This window comes from Nocardiopsis sp. LOL_012 (assembly GCF_048060475.1).
Taxonomy (GTDB): Bacteria; Actinomycetota; Actinomycetes; order Streptosporangiales; family Streptosporangiaceae; genus Nocardiopsis.
This window is the reverse complement of the sequence record NZ_JBHMIV010000005.1, coordinates 81887-102936: the sequence shown is the minus strand read 5'-3', so window position 1 is coordinate 102936 and position 21050 is coordinate 81887. Positions and strand designations below refer to the sequence as shown.

Sequence of the window (21050 nt, the reverse complement as noted above, 5' to 3'; positions counted from 1 at the left end):
ATCGGAGCTGATGGACGCGGTCCAGGAGCTTCCCGACGGGGAGCTGTTGACCAGACACGCTCAGGGCGACGACCAGGCCTTCGGGGTCCTGGTGACCCGTCACCGTGAGCGCCTGTGGGCTGTCTCCGTCCGGATGATGGGCGACCCTGAAGAGGCCTCCGACGCCCTCCAGGACGCTTTCCTGTCCGCGTTCCGCGCCGCCGGCCGCTTCCGGGGCGAGGCCCAGGTGAGCACCTGGCTGCACAGGATCGTGGTCAACGCCTGCCACGACCGCCTGCGCCGCCGCAAGGTCCGCCCGGCCACCCCCACCGAGGACGAGACACTGGACGTGATGTCCAACGAGCGGCTCGGCCGGATGGGCGGGGCACCCGACCACGCCTCGCGGACCGAGTCCCGCCTCGACGTCGAGGCCGCGCTCGACACGCTCCCCCTGGAGCAGCGCATGGCCCTGACCCTCGTGGACATGCTCGGGTACCGCGTCGAGGAGGCCGCCGGCATCCTGGAGGTGGCTCCGGGAACGGTGAAGAGCAGATGTGCGCGAGGTCGCGCGAAACTTCTTCCCTCGCTCGCCCATCTCAGGAACCCTGTGTCAGCCCCGGACGTCACATCAGGGAGAGGAGGTGCCAACCCATCGTGACGTCTCACCCTGACGCGGAGGCACTCGCCTTCCTCGCCGAAGGTCTGCTGGAAGCCGACGAGGAACGCACTGTCACCGCCCACACCGAAACCTGCGCCACCTGTGCCCAGACCCTGGAACAGCTCTCGGGGGTCTCCCGTGTCCTGGCGGCCGTACCCGCCCCGGAGCTACCGCGCGACGTCGCCGACCTCCTCGACCAGCGCATCGCCGAAGCCGCCCGGGAACGCTCGGCAGAGCCGGGCACCGGTGCCGACACGCACGCGGCGGTCGACACCGGTCTCCCGGTGACGCCCCTGGCCCGGGCCCGCCGACGGCGATTCTCCCCCGGCCTGCCCCACCTGGTCGCCGCGGCCGCCGCGGCGGTCTTCGTGGTCGGCGGCGGTGCGGCGGTCCTCAACGGCGCCCTCTCCCACAGTGAGAGCGGCGTGTCCACCGCGGTGCCCTTCTCCGACGGTGCGGGAGAGGCCGCGCCGGAAGCGGCCCAGGCCTACGAGGCGGACTTGGTGAACAGCGGGACCGTCTACACCGACGCCGGACTCGACGAGCAGGCCGTCCGCGTCCTGGAGTCGGCATCCTCCGGAGCGGACCCGCTGGGACAGGCGACGGCCCCCGCCGTCGCGCGCTGTATCGAGCGGTTCGAGGCCTCGCTCGGGCTCCACGTGACCCTGGTGGACGACGCCCACTACCGTTCCGCCTCCGAGCCCGTCTGGGTGTTCTACACCACCGAGGGCACGCGGGTCGGCGTCCACGTCGTCCCCCCCTGCTCCGGAAGCGACGAGGCCGCGCCCGACGTCCTGGCCTCCACCACCGTCCCGGCGCCCTGACCGGCGACCGCCCTCTCACCCCCGTCGCACCGGCGTCCCTCCGGGAATAGCGGTGCGCCTACCATCGGTTGTAGCTAACCGACTTCCCCCGGGGCCACGCCCGTGGCCGCGGAAGCGACTGTGTGAAGGGCCTACCAGCGTGAGCGACGTCCGCAATGTCATCATCATCGGTTCGGGACCGGCGGGCTACACGGCGGCCGTCTACGCCGCGCGCGCCGAACTGCGCCCGCTCGTGTTCGAGGGCTCCATCACCGCGGGCGGTGCCCTGATGAACACCACCGACGTCGAGAACTTCCCGGGTTTCCCCGACGGCATCATGGGCCCCGACCTCATGGACAACCTGCGCAAGCAGGCCGAGCGCTTCGGCGCCGAACTGGTGCCCGAGGACGTCACCGAGGTGGATCTGGCCAAGCCGGTCAAGGAGGTCTCCGCCGGCGGTGAGACCTTCCTCGCCCACACCGTGATCCTGGCGACCGGCTCCGGCTACCGCGAGCTCGGCGTCCCCGGCGAGAAGGAGCTGTCCGGCCGCGGCACCTCCTGGTGCGCCACCTGCGACGGCTTCTTCTTCCGCGACCAGGACATCGCCGTCGTGGGTGGCGGCGACACCGCGATGGAGGAGGCGCTCTTCCTCACCCGCTTCGCCAAGTCCGTCACCGTCGTCCACCGCCGCGACGAGCTGCGCGCCAGCAAGATCATGGCCGAGCGGGCCCAGGCCAACGAGAAGATCTCGTTCCTGTGGAACACCGAGGTCCTGGAGGTGCTCGGTGAGGAGCGCGTCACCGGCCTGAAGGTGCTGAACAACCAGAGCGAGGAGACCAGCACCCTGGACGTCACCGGCCTGTTCGTCGCCATCGGCCACGACCCGCGCGTGGAGCTCTTCGACAAGCAGGTCGAACTGGACGAGGAGGGCTACGTGAAGGTCGACTCCCCCTCCACCCGCACCAACCTGCCGGGTGTCTTCGCCTGCGGCGACGTGGTCGACCACCAGTACCGCCAGGCGATCACCGCCGCCGGGACCGGCTGCTCCGCCTCCCTGGACGCGGAGCGCTTCCTCGCCGACATGGGCAACTGAACACCCCACCACGCACGTCCCGGTTTCGCCGACCAAGGAGAATCATGACCGTCAAGACCGTCACCGACGCCACGTTCAAGGACGAGGTGCTCTCCAACGACAAGCCCGTCCTGGTGGACTTCTGGGCCGACTGGTGCGGCCCGTGCAAGCAGCTCTCCCCCATCCTGGAGAAGATCGCCGAGGAGCACGGGGACAAGATCGAGATCGTCAAGCTCAACACCGACCAGAACCCGGAGACGCCCCGGCAGTACAACGTCATGTCCCTGCCGACGATGAACGTCTACAAGGGCGGCGAGGTCGTCCAGCAGATCATCGGCGCCCAGCCCAAGCGCAAGCTGGAGGAGAAGCTCGCCGAGTTCCTGTGACCGGATCCGCCCCGACTGGCGGACGAGCCTCCCGGAGGGCCCCCAGCGTCGATCTGGGGGCCCTCCGTCGTCCCCGGCACCCCGGACGTATCCCCCGCACCCCGCCCGGCCGCACGCGGGCATGTGGGGCATGTCAGGTGTTCTGGGACTCCATCTGGTCGATGATCCGCTCCAGGTCCTCGATCGAGGCGAACTCCACCACGAGCTTGCCCTTCTTCCGACCGACGTCCACCTTCACGGTGGTGTCCAGCCGGTCGGCGAGACGGCTCGCCCACTCCTCCACGTGCGGCGGGGGGAGGGAACGCGCCGTCTTCCGGCGGGGACGCTCGTCGTCCGGTGTCTCCCGGAGAGCGATCATCTCCTCCAGGGAACGGACGGAGAGCCCCTCCTCCACCACCCGTTTGGCGAAACGCTCCTGGAGGTCGGAGTCCTTCAGACCGCACAGCGCCCGAGCGTGCCCGGCGCTGAGGACCCGCGCCGCCACCCGCGTCTGCACCTGGGGTGGCAGGCCGAGCAGGCGCAGCGTGTTGGTGATGTGCGAGCGGGACTTGCCGAGCCGCTGCGCCAACTCCCCATGAGTGGCGCCGAAGTCGTCCAGCAACTGCTGGTAGGCGGCGGCCTCCTCCAGGGGATCGAGTTCCTGACGGTGCAGGTTCTCCAGAAGGGCGTCACGGAGCAGGTCGTCGTCGGATGTGCTGCGGACGATGGCCGGGATCCGGTCGAGGCCGGCCTCCTTGCTCGCACGCCAGCGCCGCTCCCCCATGATCAGCTCGTAGTTCGGGGAGCCGTCCGCGCCCGCGATCCTGCGGACCACGACGGGCTGGAGGAGGCCGACCTCGCTGATCGAGTCGCGCAGCTCCTCCAAGGCCTCCTCGTCGAAGTTGATCCTGGGCTGGCGCGGGTTCGGGGTGATCGACCCGAGCTCGACCTCCTCCAGGTACGTCCCGTCGGGCAGCTCCGCCGGACCCGGACCGCGGTCAGGCTCCGGGACCCGCTCCGGTTCACGTGGCGTCGACACCGCCCCCGGAACACTCCGCTCCGGAGCGCTCTCCGTCGGTACGGAGGCCACTCCGGCCCCCGGCCCCGGTCCCTGCGGGATGAGCGCACCCAGCCCCTTACCGAGTCCGCGCCGCTGCTGGCTCACCGGCAACTCCCTCCTCCTTGCGTCAACACCCCGCCCCCGGGGCACCCCTTGCGTCAGCGACCCGTCCCCGGAGCCCTGTGGGCCATCTCCCGGGCGGCTTCGAGGTAGGCGGCCGCCCCAGTGGACCCCGGGTCGTAGGTCATCACCGACTGCCCGTAGCTGGGCGCCTCGGAGACGCGGACGCTGCGGGGCACCAGCGTCTCCAGGACGAGGTCGCCGAAGTGCGAGCGCACCTCCTCGGAGACCTGCTGGGAGAGCCGGGTCCGGCCGTCGTACATCGTCAGCAGGATCGTGCTGATCTTCAGCCCGGTGTTCAGATGGGCCTGGACCAGGTTGACGTTGTTGAGCAACTGGCCCAGCCCCTCCAGCGCGTAGTACTCGCACTGGATCGGGATCATGACCTCGTCGCACGCCACCATCGCGTTGACGGTGAGCAGGCCGAGCGACGGCGGGCAGTCGATGAAGATGTAGTCGAGCTCGGAGGTGTCGTAGGCGTCGATGGCGCGCTTGAGCCGCGCCTCACGTGCCACGAGCGACACGAGTTCGATCTCCGCTCCGGCGAGGTCGATGGTCGCCGGAGCGCACCACAGGTTGGGGATGTCCGGCACCGGCTGCGCGAGCTTGCGGATCTCCTCGTCCTCCACCAGACAGTGGTAGATGGAACGGGACTGGTTGTCCCGTTCGGCACCGAGGGCGGTGGAAGCGTTTCCCTGGGGGTCGAGGTCGATCACCAGGACGCGCTGTCCGTGCATCGCCAGCGCCGCCGCGATGTTGACGGTCGTCGTGGTCTTGCCGACGCCGCCCTTCTGGTTGGCGACGCCGATCACCCGGCAGGACTCAGGGCGGGGCCAGGAGCCGCCGTGGCCGCGAGCGGCCATGGCTGCCTGGGCGGCACGTGCGAGGGGGGTGTCGGGAACTCCAGCGGAGTCGGCCGGGGCGGGCGCTTCGCCGCTCCATGTTTCACGTGAAACATGACCCTGGGGGTCGCGGGGGGCCGTTTCACGTGAAACATCCAGCAGGTCGCCGTGCGCACCCGCGGATGTTTCACGTGAAACACCGTCGTAGTCGGTCGGGTTCTGGGGCACGAATGAGTTCACCTCTTCCGTCCGCGCTTCTTCTTGCCGCCCCGTGCCTTCCGGGTTCCTGCGGACAGGGGCGGACCACCGTCGGATGTCACCGTGACGCGAACGACCGTGGTAGCGGGTTCGACTTTACCCCGCCCCACGCGGATCACATCGCTCACGCTAGGGCGCAATTTCAAAACATCGTCCTGGGAAGCAGCGAGTTCGGCCTCCGCCTGCTCCCCCTTGAGCGCCAGCAGGCTGCCGTTCTTGCGCAGCAGGGGCAGGGCCCACCCGGCCAGGCGGGACAGCGGAGCCACGGCGCGCGCGGTCACGAAATCGGTGTGGAGCTCACCATGGACCTCCTCCGCACGCCCCCGCCGCACCTCGACATTGGACAGATCGAGGACCTGTACCGCTTCCTCCAGGAAGACCGTCCGCCGCAGGAGGGGCTCCAGAAGGGTCACCTTGAGATCGGGGCGAACCAGGGCCAGCACCAGACCGGGAAGTCCGGCACCGGAGCCGACGTCCACCACGTGAGCGCCCTCCGGGAGCAGTTCCTCCACCACGGCACAGTTCATCAGGTGCCGCTCCCAGAGGCGAGGAACCTCGCGTGGTCCGATCAGTCCCCGCCGGACACCGTCGTCGGCCAGCAGCTCGGCGTAGCGCCGCACCTTCGGCATCGCCTCGCCGAAGACCGCCTCCGCCGCGCCCGGTGGGGCGGGCGGCGCGGCTCCGCGCTCATCAGCGCCCGAGGTCATCGGTCACCACCTGTCGGAACTCGTCCATCGTCACTTCCATGATCGGGCTGGTCCCCCACACGATCCTATGGCCGGGGAGCACCATGGTTTCACGTGAAACATCCTCGGTGCCCACGCCGTGCCACGATTCACCACCAGCGCCCCGCCGATGTTTTCCCAGGACCAGCCCCTCGAAACGGGGGTGCCCACACGGCGACAGAAGGCGAGGAAGGCCCCGGGGACACGAAACGGGGGTGGTGTTTCACGTGAAACACCACCCCCGGGAGCGACCATCCATTCGGCTATTCGGCCGGGTGCACCACCACGTAGCGGTAGGGCTCCTCGCCCTCCGACTCGCTGCGCAACCCGGCCTGGGCGACGGCGTCGTGCACCACCTTGCGCTCGAACGGCGTCATCGGCTCCAACGGGTAGACCTCGCCGGTCTTCTTCACCTTGGCCGCAGCCTCCGCACCGACCTCGGCGAGCACCTTGCGGCGCCCCTCCCGGTAGCCGCCGATGTCGAGCATCAGCCGACTGCGCTCACCCGTCGCCCGGTGCACGGCCAGGCGGGTCAGTTCCTGGAGCGCCTCCAGGACCTCGCCGTCGTCACCGATGAGCTCGTCCAGCGTCGCCCCGACGACGGAGACGAGCGCGCGGTCACCCTCGACGTCCATGTCGATATCACCGTCGAAGTCCGCGATGTCGAGGAGTCCCTCGATGTAGTCCGCGGCGATGTCGCCCTCGTTCTCCAGGGCTTCGATGTCGACTCCGGGGTCGGGCGCCTCAGCCACCGCTACTCCACCGCTCTCTTCCTCGCTACGTCCCACAGCGTTCCCGTCTCCTCACCATGTACGCCCCGGCCTTCGTACGCCTCAGGGGCCGTATCGCCTGCGCACCCGCCACAAGATCTCCGGCGGCCGACGTGCAGTGTTCTTTGGACCTCCGCCGGTCCCGTGGGCGCCCGAGCCGACCCTCTGTGGCCCGGCATCGAGGTCAAAAAACGGCTTCTAGTCGGAGCCGCTACCGCGCTTGGAGCGCGGCTGCCTCTTCGGCTGCTTGCGTTCGATCTTAGGCTGTTCCTTCGGCTCCGGCGCGGATTCAACCGCCTTCTTCCGGCCGAGCATCCCCTTGGCTGGACCACCGGAGGGGCCGCCCGACGAGGGGGCACCCTTGCCCTTGTCGTCCCCCGACCCCGGTGCGGGGTTGTTCTTGTACAGGAAGTGCTGCTGCCCCATCGTCCAGACGTTGGACGTGACCCAGTAGACGAGGACACCGACCGGCATCGCCAGACCGAAGAGGCCGAAGAGCGGCGCGATGTACATCATGATCTTCTGCGACTGCATCATCGGGTTGTCCGGCATCTGTGCCGTGCTCCGACTGATGCTCTGGCGCATACTGAGGAAGGTCGTGGTCCCCATGATCACACAGGCGATCGCGATGACGACCTTGGCCAGGATGGGGCTGGTGGCCCCCAGCGCGATCAGTTCATCGGTGCTGCTGTTGAACTGGGCGGCGATCGGCGCCTGGAAGATGAGCGCCTGGCGGGCGCTGTCGGCCAGTTCCTGGGAGAAGCCGTACTGGGCGTTGCCCTCGGCCACGCTGCGCAGGACGCTGAACAGAGCGAAGAAGACCGGCATCTGCAGGAGGAGCGGCAGGCAGCCCATGATCGGGTTGGTGCCGCTCTCCTGGTAGAGCTTCATGGACTCCTGGCTCAAGCGCTCCTTGTCGTGCTTGTAGCGCTCGCGGAGCTTGGCGATCTTGGGCTGGAGGTCCTGCATCTTGCGCTGCGTGCTCATCTGCTTGACGAACAGCGGGACCATGAGGAGCCGCATGAGCACGGTGAGCAGGACGATGGACAGGCCCCAGGCCCAGCCGCTGTCAGGGTCCAGACCGGTGAGGGACAGACCCGAGTGGATCCAGGCCAACACGTGGCCGACGATGTTGTAAAGCCAGTCGAGCACCGGCCAACTCCTAGGTGATTCGGTTCGGCTACTGGTCCCCGGGAGCGGCGCCCCCGTCCGCGGGGTCCGGGGACACGGTGCCCCGCCTCCCGCGAGGCGGCGGCACCGGATCGAGACCCCCCGGGTTGAAGGGATGGCAGCGGGCGATGCGCCTGGCTCCCAGCCACAACCCCCGCAGGGCACCGTGCACGCGGAGCGCCTCGACGGCGTACGCACTGCACGACGGATAGAAGCGGCAGACCGGCGGGAAGAGCGGGCTGATGAAGCGCTGGTAGAAGCGGATCGGCAGGATCAGCACCTGTGCCAGGAACGTCGTTCCGCGCTCCGTCATCGCCCCGTCCACCGTTCCCCGCCCTCGTCCGGGCAGTGCTCCCCCACTGTCTGATTCCCCGTCGGTCTGACCGCCGGGGGACGCGATCCGCCTCGGCCCCGCCGACGGCGGGACGTCCCACGGGGCCGCATGGCCGCGGCGATCGCACTGTCGAGCTGCGCGTCCAGTTCCGACTGCCGTGTGGTGGCAGCGATGGGTTTGGCACGCACCACCAGAAGGCTACCGTCTGGCAGAACACCCAATCGATCGCGGACCACGTGCCGGAGCCGGCGCTGGACGCGCTTGCGGACCACCGCGTTGCCCACGGCCTTGCTCACCACGAAGCCGACACGCGGCGGCTCGGCCCGATCCCGGGGGGTGTCTTCGGGCGGGGGCAGGTAGACCACACCCACGGCGCCGCGCGAGGAGCGGCGCCCCGAGCGCATGACGGAACCGAACTCGGCGCTACGGCGCATCCGGTTCTGCGGCGACAGCATCGGCACTCCCTCGGACCCCGGCTCGTTCCACGACAAAGGGACCGGCCGGCGTGAAGGCCGGACCGGTCCCGAAGGCTGGAGGCTGAGCGTGGCCTAGTGGCTCACGGTCAGCGCGGAGCGCCCCTTGCGGCGGCGCGAGGCGATGATGGCGCGACCGGCGCGCGTACGCATGCGCAGCCGGAAGCCGTGGACCTTCGCGCGACGCCGGTTGTTCGGCTGGTACGTACGCTTGCTCACTGCTGGCTCCAGGGGCGTGTCAGGGAATTCTCGTGCGGCAGACCCCCAAGGATATACGGGGCCTCACGGTGCGTGGGCCGGGGCGCGCCGTCATGAAGGTCACAGGCGCAGGCGGATCCACGGCCACAGCATAAAGAAGATACGGCGGGGCCAGACCCGGGTCAAATCAGGGTCCGTCTCCGGTCGCGCTCCACGGCGGCCGCGTGGGCGTTTCCCGGCCCGCCACGTGTCCCACGCGCCCCCGCAGCCTGTGGACGGTGAGTTGTCCACAGGCCGGGATTCCTCCACACGCACACCCTTCCTGTGGATAACCTCAGCCTGTGGATAACTTGTCTCCAGCGGCCGAACCACGGACGCAACCCCCAGGAGATTTCGGTTTACACAGCCTGTGAACAGGGATTTGTGGATAACTCCGCACTGTGCACACCCGTCTGGCATCCTGTGGATAAACCTGTGCACAACCTGTGGACAGAGCGCTCTTCCTGTGGATACCGGAAGGTAGGCACCCCTCCCGGCCTGTGGCTCCGGGTGAGGTTGTCCACAGGCCGGCACGGCTCCGCCGCACCGGCCGTCCACAGGTCCTCCCACCCCCGCCACCGCCGGGAGGGAGGACAATGAGGGTTGGTCCACAACACCGCACGAACCGGGTCTCCCCCGTCCCACACGCCCCTTATCCGTACCGAACAGATCCGCACCGAAGGGACAGCAACCGTGGCAGGTCACCTTGGCTGACGCACAGGTCAACCTCGCAATGGTCTGGTCCAGCGTGCTGGACGGGCTCGACAACGACTCCCTGCCCGCGCACCAGCGCGCCTGGCTCCCGCAGACCCGTCCACTGGGCCTGATCGAGGACACGGCGCTCATCGCGGCACCCAACGAGTTCACCAAGAAGGTGCTGGAGACCCGGCTCTACCCGGCGATCAACCGGGCGCTCTCCGCTCACCTGGGCCGGGACGTCCGGGTCGCGGTGACGGTCGATCCCACCGCCGTACCGACCCCGCCGCCCACCCCGTCCCCCTCGCTCCCCTCCTCCCAGGGGCCCTACGGAGCGCATGCCGGATCGCCCTCGCCCTCCGGCCTCCCCGCGCCCACCGGACAGCACGCCCGGCCTCCAGAGCCGGACGACCAGGCGTCCGGCGGTGCGTGGCCCGGTCCTCCTGAGGCCGACGGCGGACACGAGGCTTCCGGCCTCTGGGAACCGGGGACGGAGAACCCGCCGGAGGCCCCCGCGTCCGCAGAGGGCGTCGAAGGCGCCGGGACCACCACCGAGGACGGCGCCGAGCCGCCGGAGGGGCAGGAGGGGTTCTCACCCGACGTGGGCGGGGACCCCGAGGGATCCCCGCCCGGGCGGTCCGCCGAGGCGCCCCCGGGAGAGCACGCCAGGCTGAACCCGAAGTACACCTTCGACACCTTCGTGATCGGTTCCAGCAACCGGTTCGCCCACGCGGCCTCGGTCGCGGCGGCGGAGGCACCCGCCAAGGCCTACAACCCACTGTTCATCCACGGGGACTCCGGCCTGGGCAAGACGCACCTGCTGCACGCCATCGGCCACTACACGCACCGGCTCTACGAGGGGTCGCGGGTGCGCTATGTCAGCTCCGAGGAGTTCACCAACGAGTTCATCAACTCGATCCGGGACGGCAAGGCGGACGGGTTCCGCCGCCGGTACCGCGACATCGACGTGCTCCTGGTGGACGACATCCAGTTCCTGGAGAACAAGGAGCAGACGCAGGAGGAGTTCTTCCACACCTTCAACACCCTCCACAACTCCGACAAGCAGATCGTCATCTCCAGTGACCGGCCGCCCAAGCAACTGACCACCCTGGAGGATCGGATGCGCAGCCGGTTCGAGTGGGGGCTGCTCACGGACGTCCAGCCGCCGGAGCTGGAGACGCGGATCGCCATCCTCAGGAAGAAGGCCGCCCAGGAGGGGCTGGCCGCACCTCCCGAGGTCCTGGAGTTCATAGCGAGCAAGATCTCCACCAACATCCGCGAACTGGAGGGCGCGCTGATCCGCGTCACCGCGTTCGCCAGCCTCAACCGGCAATCGGTGGACCTGGACCTCACCAGCCAGGTGCTGCGGGACCTGGTGCCCAGTACCGAGGTCCCCGAGGTCACGGCTGGGGCGATCATGTCCCAGACGGCCGCCTACTTCGGCCTGACCGTGGAGGACCTGTGCGGGACCTCGCGCTCCCGTGTGCTGGTGACCGCCCGGCAGATCGCCATGTACCTCTGCCGGGAGCTCACCGACCTCTCCCTGCCCAAGATCGGGCAGCAGTTCGGCCGGGACCACACCACGGTGATGCACGCCGACAGGAAGGTGCGGGCCCTCATGGCCGAGCGCCGGTCCATCTACAACCAGGTGCACGAGCTCACGAGCAGGATCAAGGACCAGCCCTCTCTCTCGTGACGCCCCTCCCTTTCAAGAGGCCTCCGGGGGCGGTCCGCCGTAGCGGACCGCCCCCGGCCGTTTCCGGACCGCCAGGGTTATCCACAGGCTGCTCCGGCGGAGTCCCCACCCTGTGCAAGGACGCCGCGGTGCCCCGTCCCGCCACCGAGCGGCCCCCGTTCCCTCCACAGCACGGGGTTCGGCCTCCACCACTCGACCCGCGCCCCCGCCCTGAAAGAGCAGATCAGGGTGGTTTGACCTGCTCTTTCCACAGCCATCACCAAGGGCTGTGGACAACCCTGTGCACAACCGGTTCGACCGGATTTGGTGAAGTCTGTACTCGGCCCAGAAAAAAAGTTGCCGACTTTTTTGGCCGAGTTATCCACAGGGAACCCCCAAAATCTGTGGACAACCCTGTGGATAAGCTGTGGATAACCGCTCCGATCCTGTGGGTAACTCCGCCACTCCTGTGGACAGCCGGTCCACACCCCCCGCACCGAAACCCCCAGCGGCTGTGGACAACCCCGGGGAAAACTGTGGACGAAGCTGTGGACAGAGTGTGGATAAGTTGTGGACGCTCTCCGTCGTCCACAGGCAGGCCGAGTTATCCCCAAGCTCATCCACAGGGCCTGTGGATAAAAATCTCCACCTTGACCTGCATAAACAAGGGTTATCCACACTGTCCACAGGCCCTACTACTACGACGCACCTAGAGTTACCCAGTTGTGGCTTCGAAACCGCTTCGCGGGAAAACTGTGGACAACTCCTCGATCCGCACCCCGTCCGCCGGCTGGCAGCGGCACCCGAGGAATCCGGGTAACGTGTGGTCTCGCCCTTGTCCGCCGCGGCTCGCATCCGTGCGGCGGACCCACGGGAGCCGGGGCCGCCGCCGACGGGCGGAGCATCCACCGCTGGAGCCCCGGCCGACCCGCCCACGAGCTGCAACGTTGAGGCTTCGACCGGTCCTACCGGTCGTGCGGAAAGTGAGTCGGAAAGTGAAGTTCCGGGTCGAACGCGACATCCTGGCCGACGCGGTCGCCTGGACCGCGCGCACACTCCCGACACGCCCCTCGGTCCCGGTGCTCGTCGGCATCCTGCTCGACGTCGGCGAGTTCGAGGGCCGCCAGCAGGTCCGGCTCTCCGGGTTCGACTACGAGGTCTCCACCCAGGCCGCGGTCGACGTCGAGGTCGAGGAGCCCGGAACCGTCCTGGTCCCCGGCAAGCTGCTCTCCGAGATCACCCGGAACCTGCCTCCACAGGCTGTGGAGATCGCCACTGACGGCCCGAAGGCCGTCGTCACCTGCGGCAGCGCCAAGTTCACCCTGACGACGATGCCGGTCGAGGACTACCCGACCCTCCCGGAGATGCCGGGCGTGAGCGGCACGGTCGGCAGCGACGCCTTCGCCGCTGCGGTCAGCCAGGTTGCCGTCGCCGCAGGCCGGGACGACACCCTGCCGATGCTCACCGGTGTACGCGTGGAGATCGAGGGGGGGACCATCACCCTCGCCTCCACCGACCGGTACCGGCTGGCCGTGCGCGAGCTCACCTGGAAGCCGGAGAACCCCGAGCTGTCCGCCGTCGCCCTAGTCCCCGCCAAGACCCTGCACGACACCGCCAAGTCGCTCACCTCGGGCGCGGAGGTCTCCGTGGCCCTGTCCAGCGGCGAGAGCGGTGACGGCATGATCGGCTTCGAGGGCGGCGGCCGCCGGACCACCACCCGCCTGCTCGACGGCGAGTTCCCCAAGTACCGGGCCCTGCTGCCGGACAGCTTCAACACCGTCGCTGAGGTCAGCCGCAGCGAGTTCGTCGAGGCCGTCAAGCGCGTGTCGCTGGTCGCCGAGCGCAACACCCCGCTGCGCCTGGCCTTCAGCCCCGGCAGGCTCGTCCTGGAGGCCGGAACCGGCGAGGACGCCCAGGCCGTGGAGGTCTTGGAGGCCGAGCTGGACGGCGAGGAGATCCAGATCGCGTTCAACTCGGGCTTCCTGCTCGACGGCCTCGGCGCCATCGGCACCGACACCGCGCGACTGCACTTCACCACCTCGACCAAGCCGGCGATCCTCACCGGCAAGCCCGCTTCGGAGGACGCGGCCCCCGAATACCGCTACCTCATCATGCCGGTGCGCCTGTCCGGCTGAGGAGCCCCCTGTTCGATTGACTGAGGTCCACCGGAACCGCGTCCGCGGACGACCCCGCGGACGCGATCGGCACCACCGTGTCCACAGGCGGCGAAGGGGAGCACTGGCATGCAGCTCGGAATGATCGGTCTGGGGAAGATGGGCGGCAACATGGCTGCCCGACTTCGCGAGAAGGGCCACGAGGTCGTCGGCTACGACGTGGCCTCGGACGAACGCGACGTGGACAGCCTGACCGACCTGTTGGCCCGGCTCGACGCGCCGCGCACCGTGTGGGTGATGGTCCCTTCGGGCGACCCCACCGCCGCCACCGTCCGCCAGCTCGGCGAGCTGCTCTCCGAGGGCGACCTCGTCGTCGAGGGCGGCAACTCCCACTACGTGGACGACAGGACCCGCGCCGAGGAACTCGGCGCCGAGGGTATCGGCTACCTCGACGTCGGCGTCAGCGGCGGTGTCTGGGGACGCCGCAACGGCTACGGGATCATGGTCGGCGGGGCGGCCGAGCACGTCGAGCGGGTCCGCCCGGTCTTCGAGGCCCTCACCCCCGACGAGGGCGGCGGCTTCGTGCACGCCGGGGCGGTCGGCGCCGGACACTTCGTCAAGATGGTGCACAACGGCATCGAGTACGGCATGATGCAGTCCTTCGCCGAAGGCTACGAGCTCATGGCCGCGTCCGGCATCGTCGAGGACATCCCGGGCACGTTCGACAGTTGGCGAGAGGGTACCGTGGTCCGCTCCTGGCTGCTCGACCTGCTGTGCCGCGCCCTGGAGGAGGACCCGGACCTGTCCGGGCTACGCGGTTACGCAGACGACTCCGGAGAGGGCCGCTGGACGGTGCAGGCGGCCGTGGACCACGCGGTCCCCGCCCCCGCCATCACCGCCGCGCTCTACGCCCGCTTCGCCTCCCGCCAGGACGACAGTCCGGCCATGAAGGTGGTGGCGGCCCTGCGCAACCAGTTCGGCGGCCACGCGGTCACCAAGTCCGGCCCGGACCCGCGGAAGGCCTCCCGGGACTGACGTCCGAGCCCCCGACGGACACCCCCACCGCCCCGACGACCGTTCCGGAGGAGGACCGGATGTACGTTTCCCATCTGCAACTGGTCGATTTCCGGTCCTACGCGGACACCCTTGTGGAACTCGGCCCCGGTGTGAGCGTGTTCGTCGGGGCCAACGGGGAGGGCAAGACCAATCTCGTCGAGGCGGTCGGGTACGTGGCCTCCCTGGCGAGCCACCGCGTCTCCACGGACGCGCCGCTGATCCGGCGGGAGGCGCCGCGGGCGATCATCCGCGCCAAGGTCGTACGTGACGAGCGGTCCATGGTGGTGGACCTCGAACTCAACCCCGGACGCGCCAACCGCGCCCGCGTCAACCAGTCGGCCGTGGGGCGTCCGCGCGAGGTCCTGGGCATCCTGCGCACCGTCCTGTTCGCCCCCGAGGACCTGGCCCTGGTCAAGGGCGACCCCGGGGAGCGGCGCCGCTTCCTCGACGACCTCCTGGTGGCGCGCGCACCGCGGATGGCGGGTGTGCGCTCGGACTACGACCGGGTGCTCAAACAGCGCAACGCCCTGCTGAAGTCGGCCTCGACGCGGATCTTCCGGCAGCGCTCCACACCCGATCTGAGCACCTTGGACGTGTGGGACGAGCACCTGGCCGAGGCCGGGGCCGAACTCCTCGCGGCCCGCCTGGCGCTGGTGGAGGATCTCCGGCCGCGCGTGGCGGAGGCCTACGCGGGGCTGACCGACACCGGCGGCCCGGCAGCACTCTCCTACCGCTGCTCTGCCGTCGCCGAGGGGACAGAGCCCCCCGCTGAGCGGCCGCGGCTCGCCGATGCCCTGCGCGCTGCGATGGTCGGCGCGCGGGACCGGGAGCTCCAGCGCGGGATCAGCCTCGTGGGGCCGCACCGCGACGAGCTCCGCCTCAGGCTCGGCGACCTGCCCGCCAAGGGCTACGCGAGCCAGGGGGAGTCCTGGTCCTACGCCTTGGCGCTCAGGCTGGCCTCGTTCGACCTCCTGAGATCGGACGGGGACGACCCCGTCCTGATCCTCGACGACGTGTTCTCCGAACTGGACGACGAGCGCCGCCGTCGCCTGGCCGAGGGGGTGCGCGGTGCCGAGCAGGTGCTGGTGACCGCGGCGGTGCCCGACGACATCCCCGCCGAACTGGACGGGGCCCGGTTCTCCGTGAAGGAAGGGGAGGTCGGACGTGTCTGACGGTCGCCCACGGCCTGTGCACACTCCCGGCCTCCCCACTCCCGCCGGTCCACAGCCTGTGGACTCCGCCGCCCCGCCCCCGCCCCCGGCCTCCGGCGCCGACCTGGCCCGCCAGGCCCTGGCCCGGGCCAAGGCCGAGGCCCGCGAGCGCGGGGCGGTGCCCAGGGGCATGCCGCGCAGGCGCGGACGCGGCCGGATCCGGTCGCGCAACGAGCCCCAGTTGTTCGGCGACGCGGTGCGGACCTGGCTCATCGAGCACGGGTGGCAGGAGCAGGTCGCGATCGGCGGCGTGTTCGGCCGCTGGGCGGACATCGTCGGCGAGTTCAACGCCGAACACCTGCGGCCGGAGAGCTACGAGGACGGTGAACTGGTGGTCGTCGCCGACTCCCCCACCATGGCGGCCCACGCCCGGGCGATGTCGTTGGACCTGATCCGCCGCCTGAACGAGGAGTTGGGTGAGGGGACGGTCGTGTCCCTCGACGTCAGGAACCCCGGCTTCCGGCGCCGGGGCCCTCACCGGCGCTGAGCGCGGTTCCCGGGGCGGGTATGGCTGCCAACGGCCACTGAATGCCGCCGGGACTTGCGTAAGGGGCCGCCCGCGTGTAGGGAGTCGGCTCCCTCCCCGAACGTTCGTTGTGAGGCGGCACAGGGCCGCGAATGCCACTTTGTCACACCGCGCGGGGTATCATGGAAGCGGTTCTTCAGATGCCTGTAGCCGGTGTCACGTCCCAGGAGAGTATGGGCGGGCGGACTGTACGGTGAGCGGTGATCCCCCTGGTGTCGTGCCTGCGCACGCCCGGTCGCCGTCTTCGCGCCCCGTCCCCTCTCCCCTGGCCGCCGCCGGCAGGCGTCCCCAGCAGGAGGGTGTTCCCACTTGGCCTACGACGCTCGATCAATCACGGTCCTGGAAGGGCTTGAGGCAGTACGCAAGCGTCCAGGGATGTACATCGGTTCCACCGGGGAGCGGGGCCTGCACCACCTGGTCTACGAGGTGGTGGACAACTCCGTCGACGAGGCGCTGGCGGGTCACGCCGACGCCATCGAGGTGACCCTGTTGGCGGACGGCGGCGTGCGTGTCGCCGACAACGGCCGCGGCATCCCCACCGACCTCCACCCCGTGGAGAAACGTCCGGCCGTCGAGGTCGTACTCACCACGCTGCACGCGGGCGGCAAGTTCGACGGCAAGTCCTACGCCGTCTCCGGCGGCCTGCACGGTGTGGGCGTCTCCGTCGTCAACGCGCTGTCCACGGCGCTGGACGTGGAGATCAGCCGCGACGGACACGTGTGGCGTCAGCACTACGAGATGACCGCCCCCACCGGTGACCTGATCAAGGGGGAGGAGACCGCGCGGACCGGCACCCAGATCACGTTCTGGCCCGACGGCGGCATCTTCGAGACCACGGACTTCACGTTCGAGACGCTCGCGCGCCGCATGCAGGAGATGGCCTTCCTCAACAAGGGGCTGTCCATCACCATCCGCGACGAGCGGCCCGAGCACACCGACGGCGGCCCCACCGTCAACACCTTCCACTACGACGAGGGTCTGTCGGACTACGTCCGCCACATCAACAACAAGAAGGAACCCGCGCACGCCTCGATCGTCTCCTTCGAGGAGGACGGCGAGGGGATCTCGGCCGAGATCGCGATGCAGTGGAACCAGTCCTACACCTCGTCGGTGCACACCTTCGCCAACACCATCAACACGGCGGAGGGCGGCACCCACGAGGAGGGCTTCCGCTCGGCGCTGACCACCCTGGTCAACCGGTACGCCCGTGAGCAGAGGCTGCTGCGGGAGAAGGAGGACAACCTCACCGGCGACGACATCCGAGAGGGCCTCACCGCGATCATCTCGGTCAAGCTCGCCGATCCGCAGTTCGAGGGCCAGACCAAGACCAAGCTCGGCAACACCGAGGCCAAGTCCTTCGTCCAGAAGGTCACCAACGAGCACCTGCGCGACTGGTTCGAGCGCAACCCTGGCGAGGCCAAGGACATCGTCTCCAAGGCCAGCCAGGCGGCGCGTGCCCGCATCGCGGCCCGCCACGCGCGGGACCTGACCCGCCGCAAGACGCTCCTGGAGTCCACCTCCCTGCCGGGCAAGCTCTCCGACTGCCAGTCGACCGAGCCGGCCAAGTGCGAGCTCTACATCGTCGAGGGCGACTCGGCCGGCGGCTCCGCCAAGGGCGGCCGGGACCCCCACCACCAGGCGATCCTGCCGATCCGCGGCAAGATCCTCAACGTGGAGAAGTCCCGGATCGACCGGATCCTCAAGAACACCGAGGTCCAGGCGATCATCACCGCCCTGGGCACCGGCATCCACGAGGACTTCGACGCGGAGAAACTGCGCTACCACAAGATCATCCTCATGGCCGACGCCGACGTCGACGGCCAGCACATCCGCACCCTGCTGCTCACCCTGCTGTTCCGCTTCATGAAGCCGCTGGTGGAGGCCGGGCACGTCTACCTCGCCCAGCCGCCGCTGTACAAGATCAAGTGGGACCAGCGGGGCAGCGACGCCGGCTACGCCTTCTCCGACGCCGAGCGCGACCGCGTCATCGAGGAGGGGATCGCCGCGGGCAAGAGGGACCCGCGCCCGCGCGACATGGTGCAGCGGTTCAAGGGTCTGGGCGAGATGAACGCCAACGAGCTGTGGGACACCACGATGGACCCCGATCACCGCGTCCTGCTCCAGGTCAGCCTGGAGGACGCGGCCCAGGCCGACGAGATGTTCAGCGTGCTCATGGGTGAGGACGTCGAGTCCCGCCGGTCCTTCATCCAGCGCAACGCCAAGGACGTCCGCTTCCTGGACATCTAGTCCGTGCCGCCCGGAGCCGTCCCCCCGGGACGGTCCGGGCGGGAGAACCACGCTCAAAGCAGCTTCGTAGAAGGGATCGACATCCGTGGCGGATGCGAACAACCCCGACTCCCCCGAGGGCACGGACTCCGCTCTGGAGGCGCCGGCACGTGACCGGATCGAACCGGTCGACATCCAGGTCGAGATGCAGCGCAGCTATCTCGACTACGCGATGTCCGTCATCGTGGGGCGCGCCCTGCCGGACGTGCGAGACGGCCTCAAACCGGTCCACCAGCGCGTGCTCTACGCCATGTACGACGGCGGCTACCGCCCCGACCGCGGCTTCTTCAAGTGCGCGCGCGTGGTCGGCGACGTCATGGGCAACTACCACCCGCACGGCGACAGCGCCATCTACGACACCCTGGTGCGCTTGGCCCAGTGGTGGTCGATGCGGATGCCGCTGGTCGACCCCAACGGCAACTTCGGCTCGCCGGGCAACGACCCGGCGGCCGCCATGCGCTACACCGAGTGCAAGCTGGCGCCGCTGGCCATGGAGATGCTCCGGGACATCGACAAGGAGACCGTCGACTTCCGGCCCAACTACGACGGCCGCTCCTCCGAGCCCGTCGTGCTCCCCGCCCGCTTCCCGAACCTGCTCGTCAACGGTTCGTCGGGCATCGCGGTCGGTATGGCGACCAACATCCCTCCCCACAACCTCCGGGAGGTCGCCGAGGGCGTCTACTGGTACCTCGACCACCCCGACACCGACGACGAGACGCTCCTGGACGCGCTCATCGAGCGGGTGAAGGGTCCCGACTTCCCCACCCGCGGGCTCATCGTCGGCAAGCGCGGGATCGAGGAGGCCTACCGGACCGGGCGCGGCTCCATCACGATGCGGGCCGTCGTCGAGGTCGAGGAGGACACCCGCGGACGCCAGACGCTGGTCGTCACCGAGCTACCCTACCAGGTCAACCCGGACAACCTCGCGCTGAAGATCGCCGACCTGGTCAAGGACGGCAAGATGACCGGCATCGCCGACGTGCGGGACGAGAGCAGCGGCCGTACCGGCCAGCGCCTGGTGATCGTGCTCAAGCGCGACGCCGTGGCCAAGGTGGTGCTCAACAACCTCTACAAGCACACCCAGCTCCAGGAGACCTTCGGCGCGAACATGCTCGCGCTGGTCGACGGGGTGCCGCGGACCCTGCGCCTGGACCAGATGGTCCGGCACTGGGTCGAGCACCAGATCGAGGTCATCCTCCGGCGCACCAGGTACCTGCTGCGCAAGGCCGAGGAGCGGGCGCACATCCTGCGCGCCCTGTTGCGGGCGATGGACCGGATCGACGAGGTCATCAGCCTCATCCGCGCCAGTGCCTCCGCCGACGAGGCGCGCACGGGCCTGATGGGCCTGCTGGAGATCGACGACGTCCAGGCCCGCGCCATCCTCGACATGCAGTTGCGCAAGCTGGCCGCGCTGGAGCGCAACCAGTTGATGTCGGAGTACGACGAGCTCATGGCGCAGATCGCCGACTACAACGACATCCTGGAGAACGAGGCCCGCCAGCGCAGGATCGTCCGCGCCGAGCTCGCCGAGATCGTCGACAAGTACGGCGACGAGCGGCGCACGCACATCATCCCCTTCGAGGGGGACATGCGCATGGAGGACTTCATCGCCGAGGAGGACGTGGTCGTCACGATCTCCCGCGGCGGGTACGCCAAGCGCACGCGGATCGACAACTACCGGGCGCAGAAGCGCGGCGGCAAGGGTGTGCGCGGGGCCCAGCTCAAGCAGGACGACATCGTCCAGCACTTCTTCGTCACCACCACCCACCACTGGATCCTGTGCTTCACCAACCAGGGCCGGGTGTACCGGATGAAGGCCTACGAGCTGCCGGAGGCGGCCCGGGACGCGCGCGGCCAGCACGTGGCGAACCTGTTGCCGTTCCAGCCGGACGAACAGATCGCCCAGATCATGGCCCTGCGCGACTACGAGGCCGCGCCGTACCTGGTACTCGCCACGCGCGAGGGCCTGGTGAAGAAGTCGCGCCTGGAGGACTTCGACTCGGCCCGTTCGGCGGGGATCATCGCGATCAACCTGCGCGAGGGCGACGAGTTGATCGCCGCGCGGCTGACCTTCCCCGACGACGACCTCCTGCTGATCTCCAGCGACGCCCAGGCGATCCGCTTCCCCGCCTCCGACGAGTCGCTGCGGCCGATGGGCCGCGCGACCAGCGGCGTGATCGGGATGCGGTTCCTGGAGGGCGACTACCTCCTGAGCATGGACGTCATCCGGGGCGGCGACGGTGCCACCGACGTCCTGGTCGCGACGGAGAACGGCTACGCCAAGCGCACCCCGGCCGAGCAGTACCCGGTGCAGAACCGCGGCGGCAAGGGCGTGTTGACGGCCAAGGTCGTGGAGCTGCGCGGCAAGCTCGTCGGTGCGATGATGGTCGACCCCGACGTGGACGAGATCTTCGCGATCACCTCCAACGGCGGGGTGATCCGCACCAATGCGGCCGAGGTGAAGCGGTCCGGCCGCACCACGATGGGCGTTCGGCTGATGAACCTGAACAAGGGCAACAAGATCGTGGCGTGCGCACGCAACCAGGAGGCCCAAGAGGAGGCCGAAGTCGACGACACGGCCTCTGACGTGGTCTCTGAGCAAGGTGGGTCTGAGGTCTAG

The 21050-nt window shown here is 69.2% G+C and carries 19 protein-coding genes; 11 read left to right on the top strand and 8 right to left on the bottom strand.

Annotated elements, in window-relative coordinates; all coding sequences use genetic code 11:
• The first annotated feature begins 10 nt into the window (after positions 1–10).
• The 4 genes from sigM (at position 11) to trxA (ending at position 2898) form a co-directional block, all read left to right on the top strand.
• Entirely contained in the window at positions 11–637 is a 627-nt protein-coding gene (gene sigM, locus ACFHWE_RS04905) for an RNA polymerase sigma factor SigM (RefSeq protein WP_416599394.1), read from the top strand.
• Positions 634–1461: an anti-sigma factor family protein gene (locus tag ACFHWE_RS04900; protein WP_416599393.1), complete on the top strand. Its 828-nt coding sequence runs from the start codon at positions 634–636 to the stop codon at positions 1459–1461. Before sigM ends, ACFHWE_RS04900 begins: the two co-directional genes overlap by 4 nt.
• Before the next feature lie 139 nt (positions 1462–1600).
• Positions 1601–2533 carry a thioredoxin-disulfide reductase gene (gene trxB / locus ACFHWE_RS04895; RefSeq protein WP_028647909.1) on the top strand — a complete coding sequence of 311 codons (933 nt, stop codon included), beginning with the start codon at positions 1601–1603 and terminating at the stop codon, positions 2531–2533.
• Between the two features lie 41 nt (positions 2534–2574).
• The gene (gene trxA, locus ACFHWE_RS04890; RefSeq protein WP_416599468.1) at positions 2575–2898 is read left to right on the top strand and encodes a thioredoxin; all 324 of its coding nucleotides are present in this window, start codon (positions 2575–2577) and stop codon (positions 2896–2898) included.
• A gap of 133 nt (positions 2899–3031) precedes the next feature.
• Here trxA and ACFHWE_RS04885 read toward each other — a convergent pair whose 3' ends face one another.
• The 8 genes from ACFHWE_RS04885 to rpmH all read right to left on the bottom strand — a co-directional run bounded on the left by ACFHWE_RS04885 (position 3032) and on the right by rpmH (position 8848).
• Entirely contained in the window at positions 3032–4042 is a 1011-nt protein-coding gene (locus ACFHWE_RS04885) for a ParB/RepB/Spo0J family partition protein (RefSeq protein ID WP_416599392.1), read from the bottom strand.
• Positions 4043–4095: 53 nt separating this feature from the next.
• On the bottom strand, positions 4096–5127 hold the full coding sequence (locus ACFHWE_RS04880; RefSeq protein ID WP_416599391.1) for a ParA family protein: 1032 nt from the start codon (positions 5125–5127) through the stop codon (positions 4096–4098).
• A gap of 8 nt (positions 5128–5135) precedes the next feature.
• Positions 5136–5864 carry a 16S rRNA (guanine(527)-N(7))-methyltransferase RsmG gene (gene rsmG, locus ACFHWE_RS04875; protein WP_416599390.1) on the bottom strand — a complete coding sequence of 243 codons (729 nt, stop codon included), beginning with the start codon at positions 5862–5864 and terminating at the stop codon, positions 5136–5138.
• Positions 5865–6145: 281 nt separating this feature from the next.
• Positions 6146–6634 (bottom strand): protein jag, encoded by a 489-nt coding sequence (locus ACFHWE_RS04870; protein ID WP_416599389.1) that lies wholly within the window; start codon positions 6632–6634, stop codon positions 6146–6148.
• A 216-nt stretch (positions 6635–6850) separates the two neighbouring features.
• On the bottom strand, positions 6851–7804 hold the full coding sequence (gene yidC, locus ACFHWE_RS04865) for a membrane protein insertase YidC (RefSeq protein ID WP_416599388.1): 954 nt from the start codon (positions 7802–7804) through the stop codon (positions 6851–6853).
• Positions 7805–7832: 28 nt separating this feature from the next.
• Positions 7833–8135 (bottom strand): membrane protein insertion efficiency factor YidD, encoded by a 303-nt coding sequence (yidD, locus tag ACFHWE_RS04860; protein WP_416599387.1) that lies wholly within the window; start codon positions 8133–8135, stop codon positions 7833–7835.
• The gene (gene rnpA / locus ACFHWE_RS04855; protein ID WP_416599386.1) at positions 8132–8611 is read right to left on the bottom strand and encodes a ribonuclease P protein component; all 480 of its coding nucleotides are present in this window, start codon (positions 8609–8611) and stop codon (positions 8132–8134) included. The genes yidD and rnpA overlap by 4 nt, the downstream gene beginning before the upstream one ends.
• 93 nt (positions 8612–8704) lie before the next feature.
• Positions 8705–8848: a 50S ribosomal protein L34 gene (gene rpmH, locus ACFHWE_RS04850; protein ID WP_028647916.1), complete on the bottom strand. Its 144-nt coding sequence runs from the start codon at positions 8846–8848 to the stop codon at positions 8705–8707.
• Positions 8849–9572: 724 nt separating this feature from the next.
• On the opposite strand from rpmH, the gene dnaA reads away from it, so the two are divergent.
• The 7 genes from dnaA to gyrA all read left to right on the top strand — a co-directional run bounded on the left by dnaA (position 9573) and on the right by gyrA (position 21050).
• Positions 9573–11258, top strand: coding sequence for a chromosomal replication initiator protein DnaA (gene dnaA, locus ACFHWE_RS04845; RefSeq protein WP_416599385.1), 1686 nt, complete (start codon positions 9573–9575; stop codon positions 11256–11258).
• A 974-nt stretch (positions 11259–12232) separates the two neighbouring features.
• Complete coding sequence (gene dnaN / locus ACFHWE_RS04840) at positions 12233–13372, top strand: DNA polymerase III subunit beta (RefSeq protein ID WP_416599384.1); 1140 nt, start codon at positions 12233–12235, stop codon at positions 13370–13372.
• 108 nt (positions 13373–13480) lie between these two features.
• Positions 13481–14386, top strand: a complete 906-nt coding sequence (gene gnd, locus ACFHWE_RS04835; protein ID WP_416599383.1) for a phosphogluconate dehydrogenase (NAD(+)-dependent, decarboxylating) — start codon at positions 13481–13483, stop codon at positions 14384–14386.
• Positions 14387–14445: 59 nt separating this feature from the next.
• The gene (gene recF, locus ACFHWE_RS04830; RefSeq protein ID WP_416599382.1) at positions 14446–15579 is read left to right on the top strand and encodes a DNA replication/repair protein RecF; all 1134 of its coding nucleotides are present in this window, start codon (positions 14446–14448) and stop codon (positions 15577–15579) included.
• Between the two features lie 58 nt (positions 15580–15637).
• A complete protein-coding gene (locus tag ACFHWE_RS04825; protein WP_416599381.1) occupies positions 15638–16105 on the top strand; it encodes a DUF721 domain-containing protein in 468 nt (155 codons plus the stop codon).
• A 348-nt stretch (positions 16106–16453) separates the two neighbouring features.
• The gene (gene gyrB / locus ACFHWE_RS04820) at positions 16454–18391 is read left to right on the top strand and encodes a DNA topoisomerase (ATP-hydrolyzing) subunit B (RefSeq protein ID WP_416599380.1); all 1938 of its coding nucleotides are present in this window, start codon (positions 16454–16456) and stop codon (positions 18389–18391) included.
• An 85-nt stretch (positions 18392–18476) separates the two neighbouring features.
• The gene (gene gyrA, locus ACFHWE_RS04815) at positions 18477–21050 is read left to right on the top strand and encodes a DNA gyrase subunit A (protein ID WP_416599379.1); all 2574 of its coding nucleotides are present in this window, start codon (positions 18477–18479) and stop codon (positions 21048–21050) included.

What these genes read in the sequence shown, in the direction of transcription:
- sigM (WP_416599394.1), top strand. Translation starts at nt 11, where the DNA reads ATGGACGCGGTCCAGGAGCTTCCCGACGGGGAGCTGTTGACCAGACAC.
- rsmG (WP_416599390.1), bottom strand. Translation starts at nt 5,864, where the DNA reads ATGACCTCGGGCGCTGATGAGCGCGGAGCCGCGCCGCCCGCCCCACCG.
- yidD (WP_416599387.1), bottom strand. Translation starts at nt 8,135, where the DNA reads ATGACGGAGCGCGGAACGACGTTCCTGGCACAGGTGCTGATCCTGCCG.
- rnpA (WP_416599386.1), bottom strand. Translation starts at nt 8,611, where the DNA reads ATGCTGTCGCCGCAGAACCGGATGCGCCGTAGCGCCGAGTTCGGTTCC.
- gnd (WP_416599383.1), top strand. Translation starts at nt 13,481, where the DNA reads ATGCAGCTCGGAATGATCGGTCTGGGGAAGATGGGCGGCAACATGGCT.
- recF (WP_416599382.1), top strand. Translation starts at nt 14,446, where the DNA reads ATGTACGTTTCCCATCTGCAACTGGTCGATTTCCGGTCCTACGCGGAC.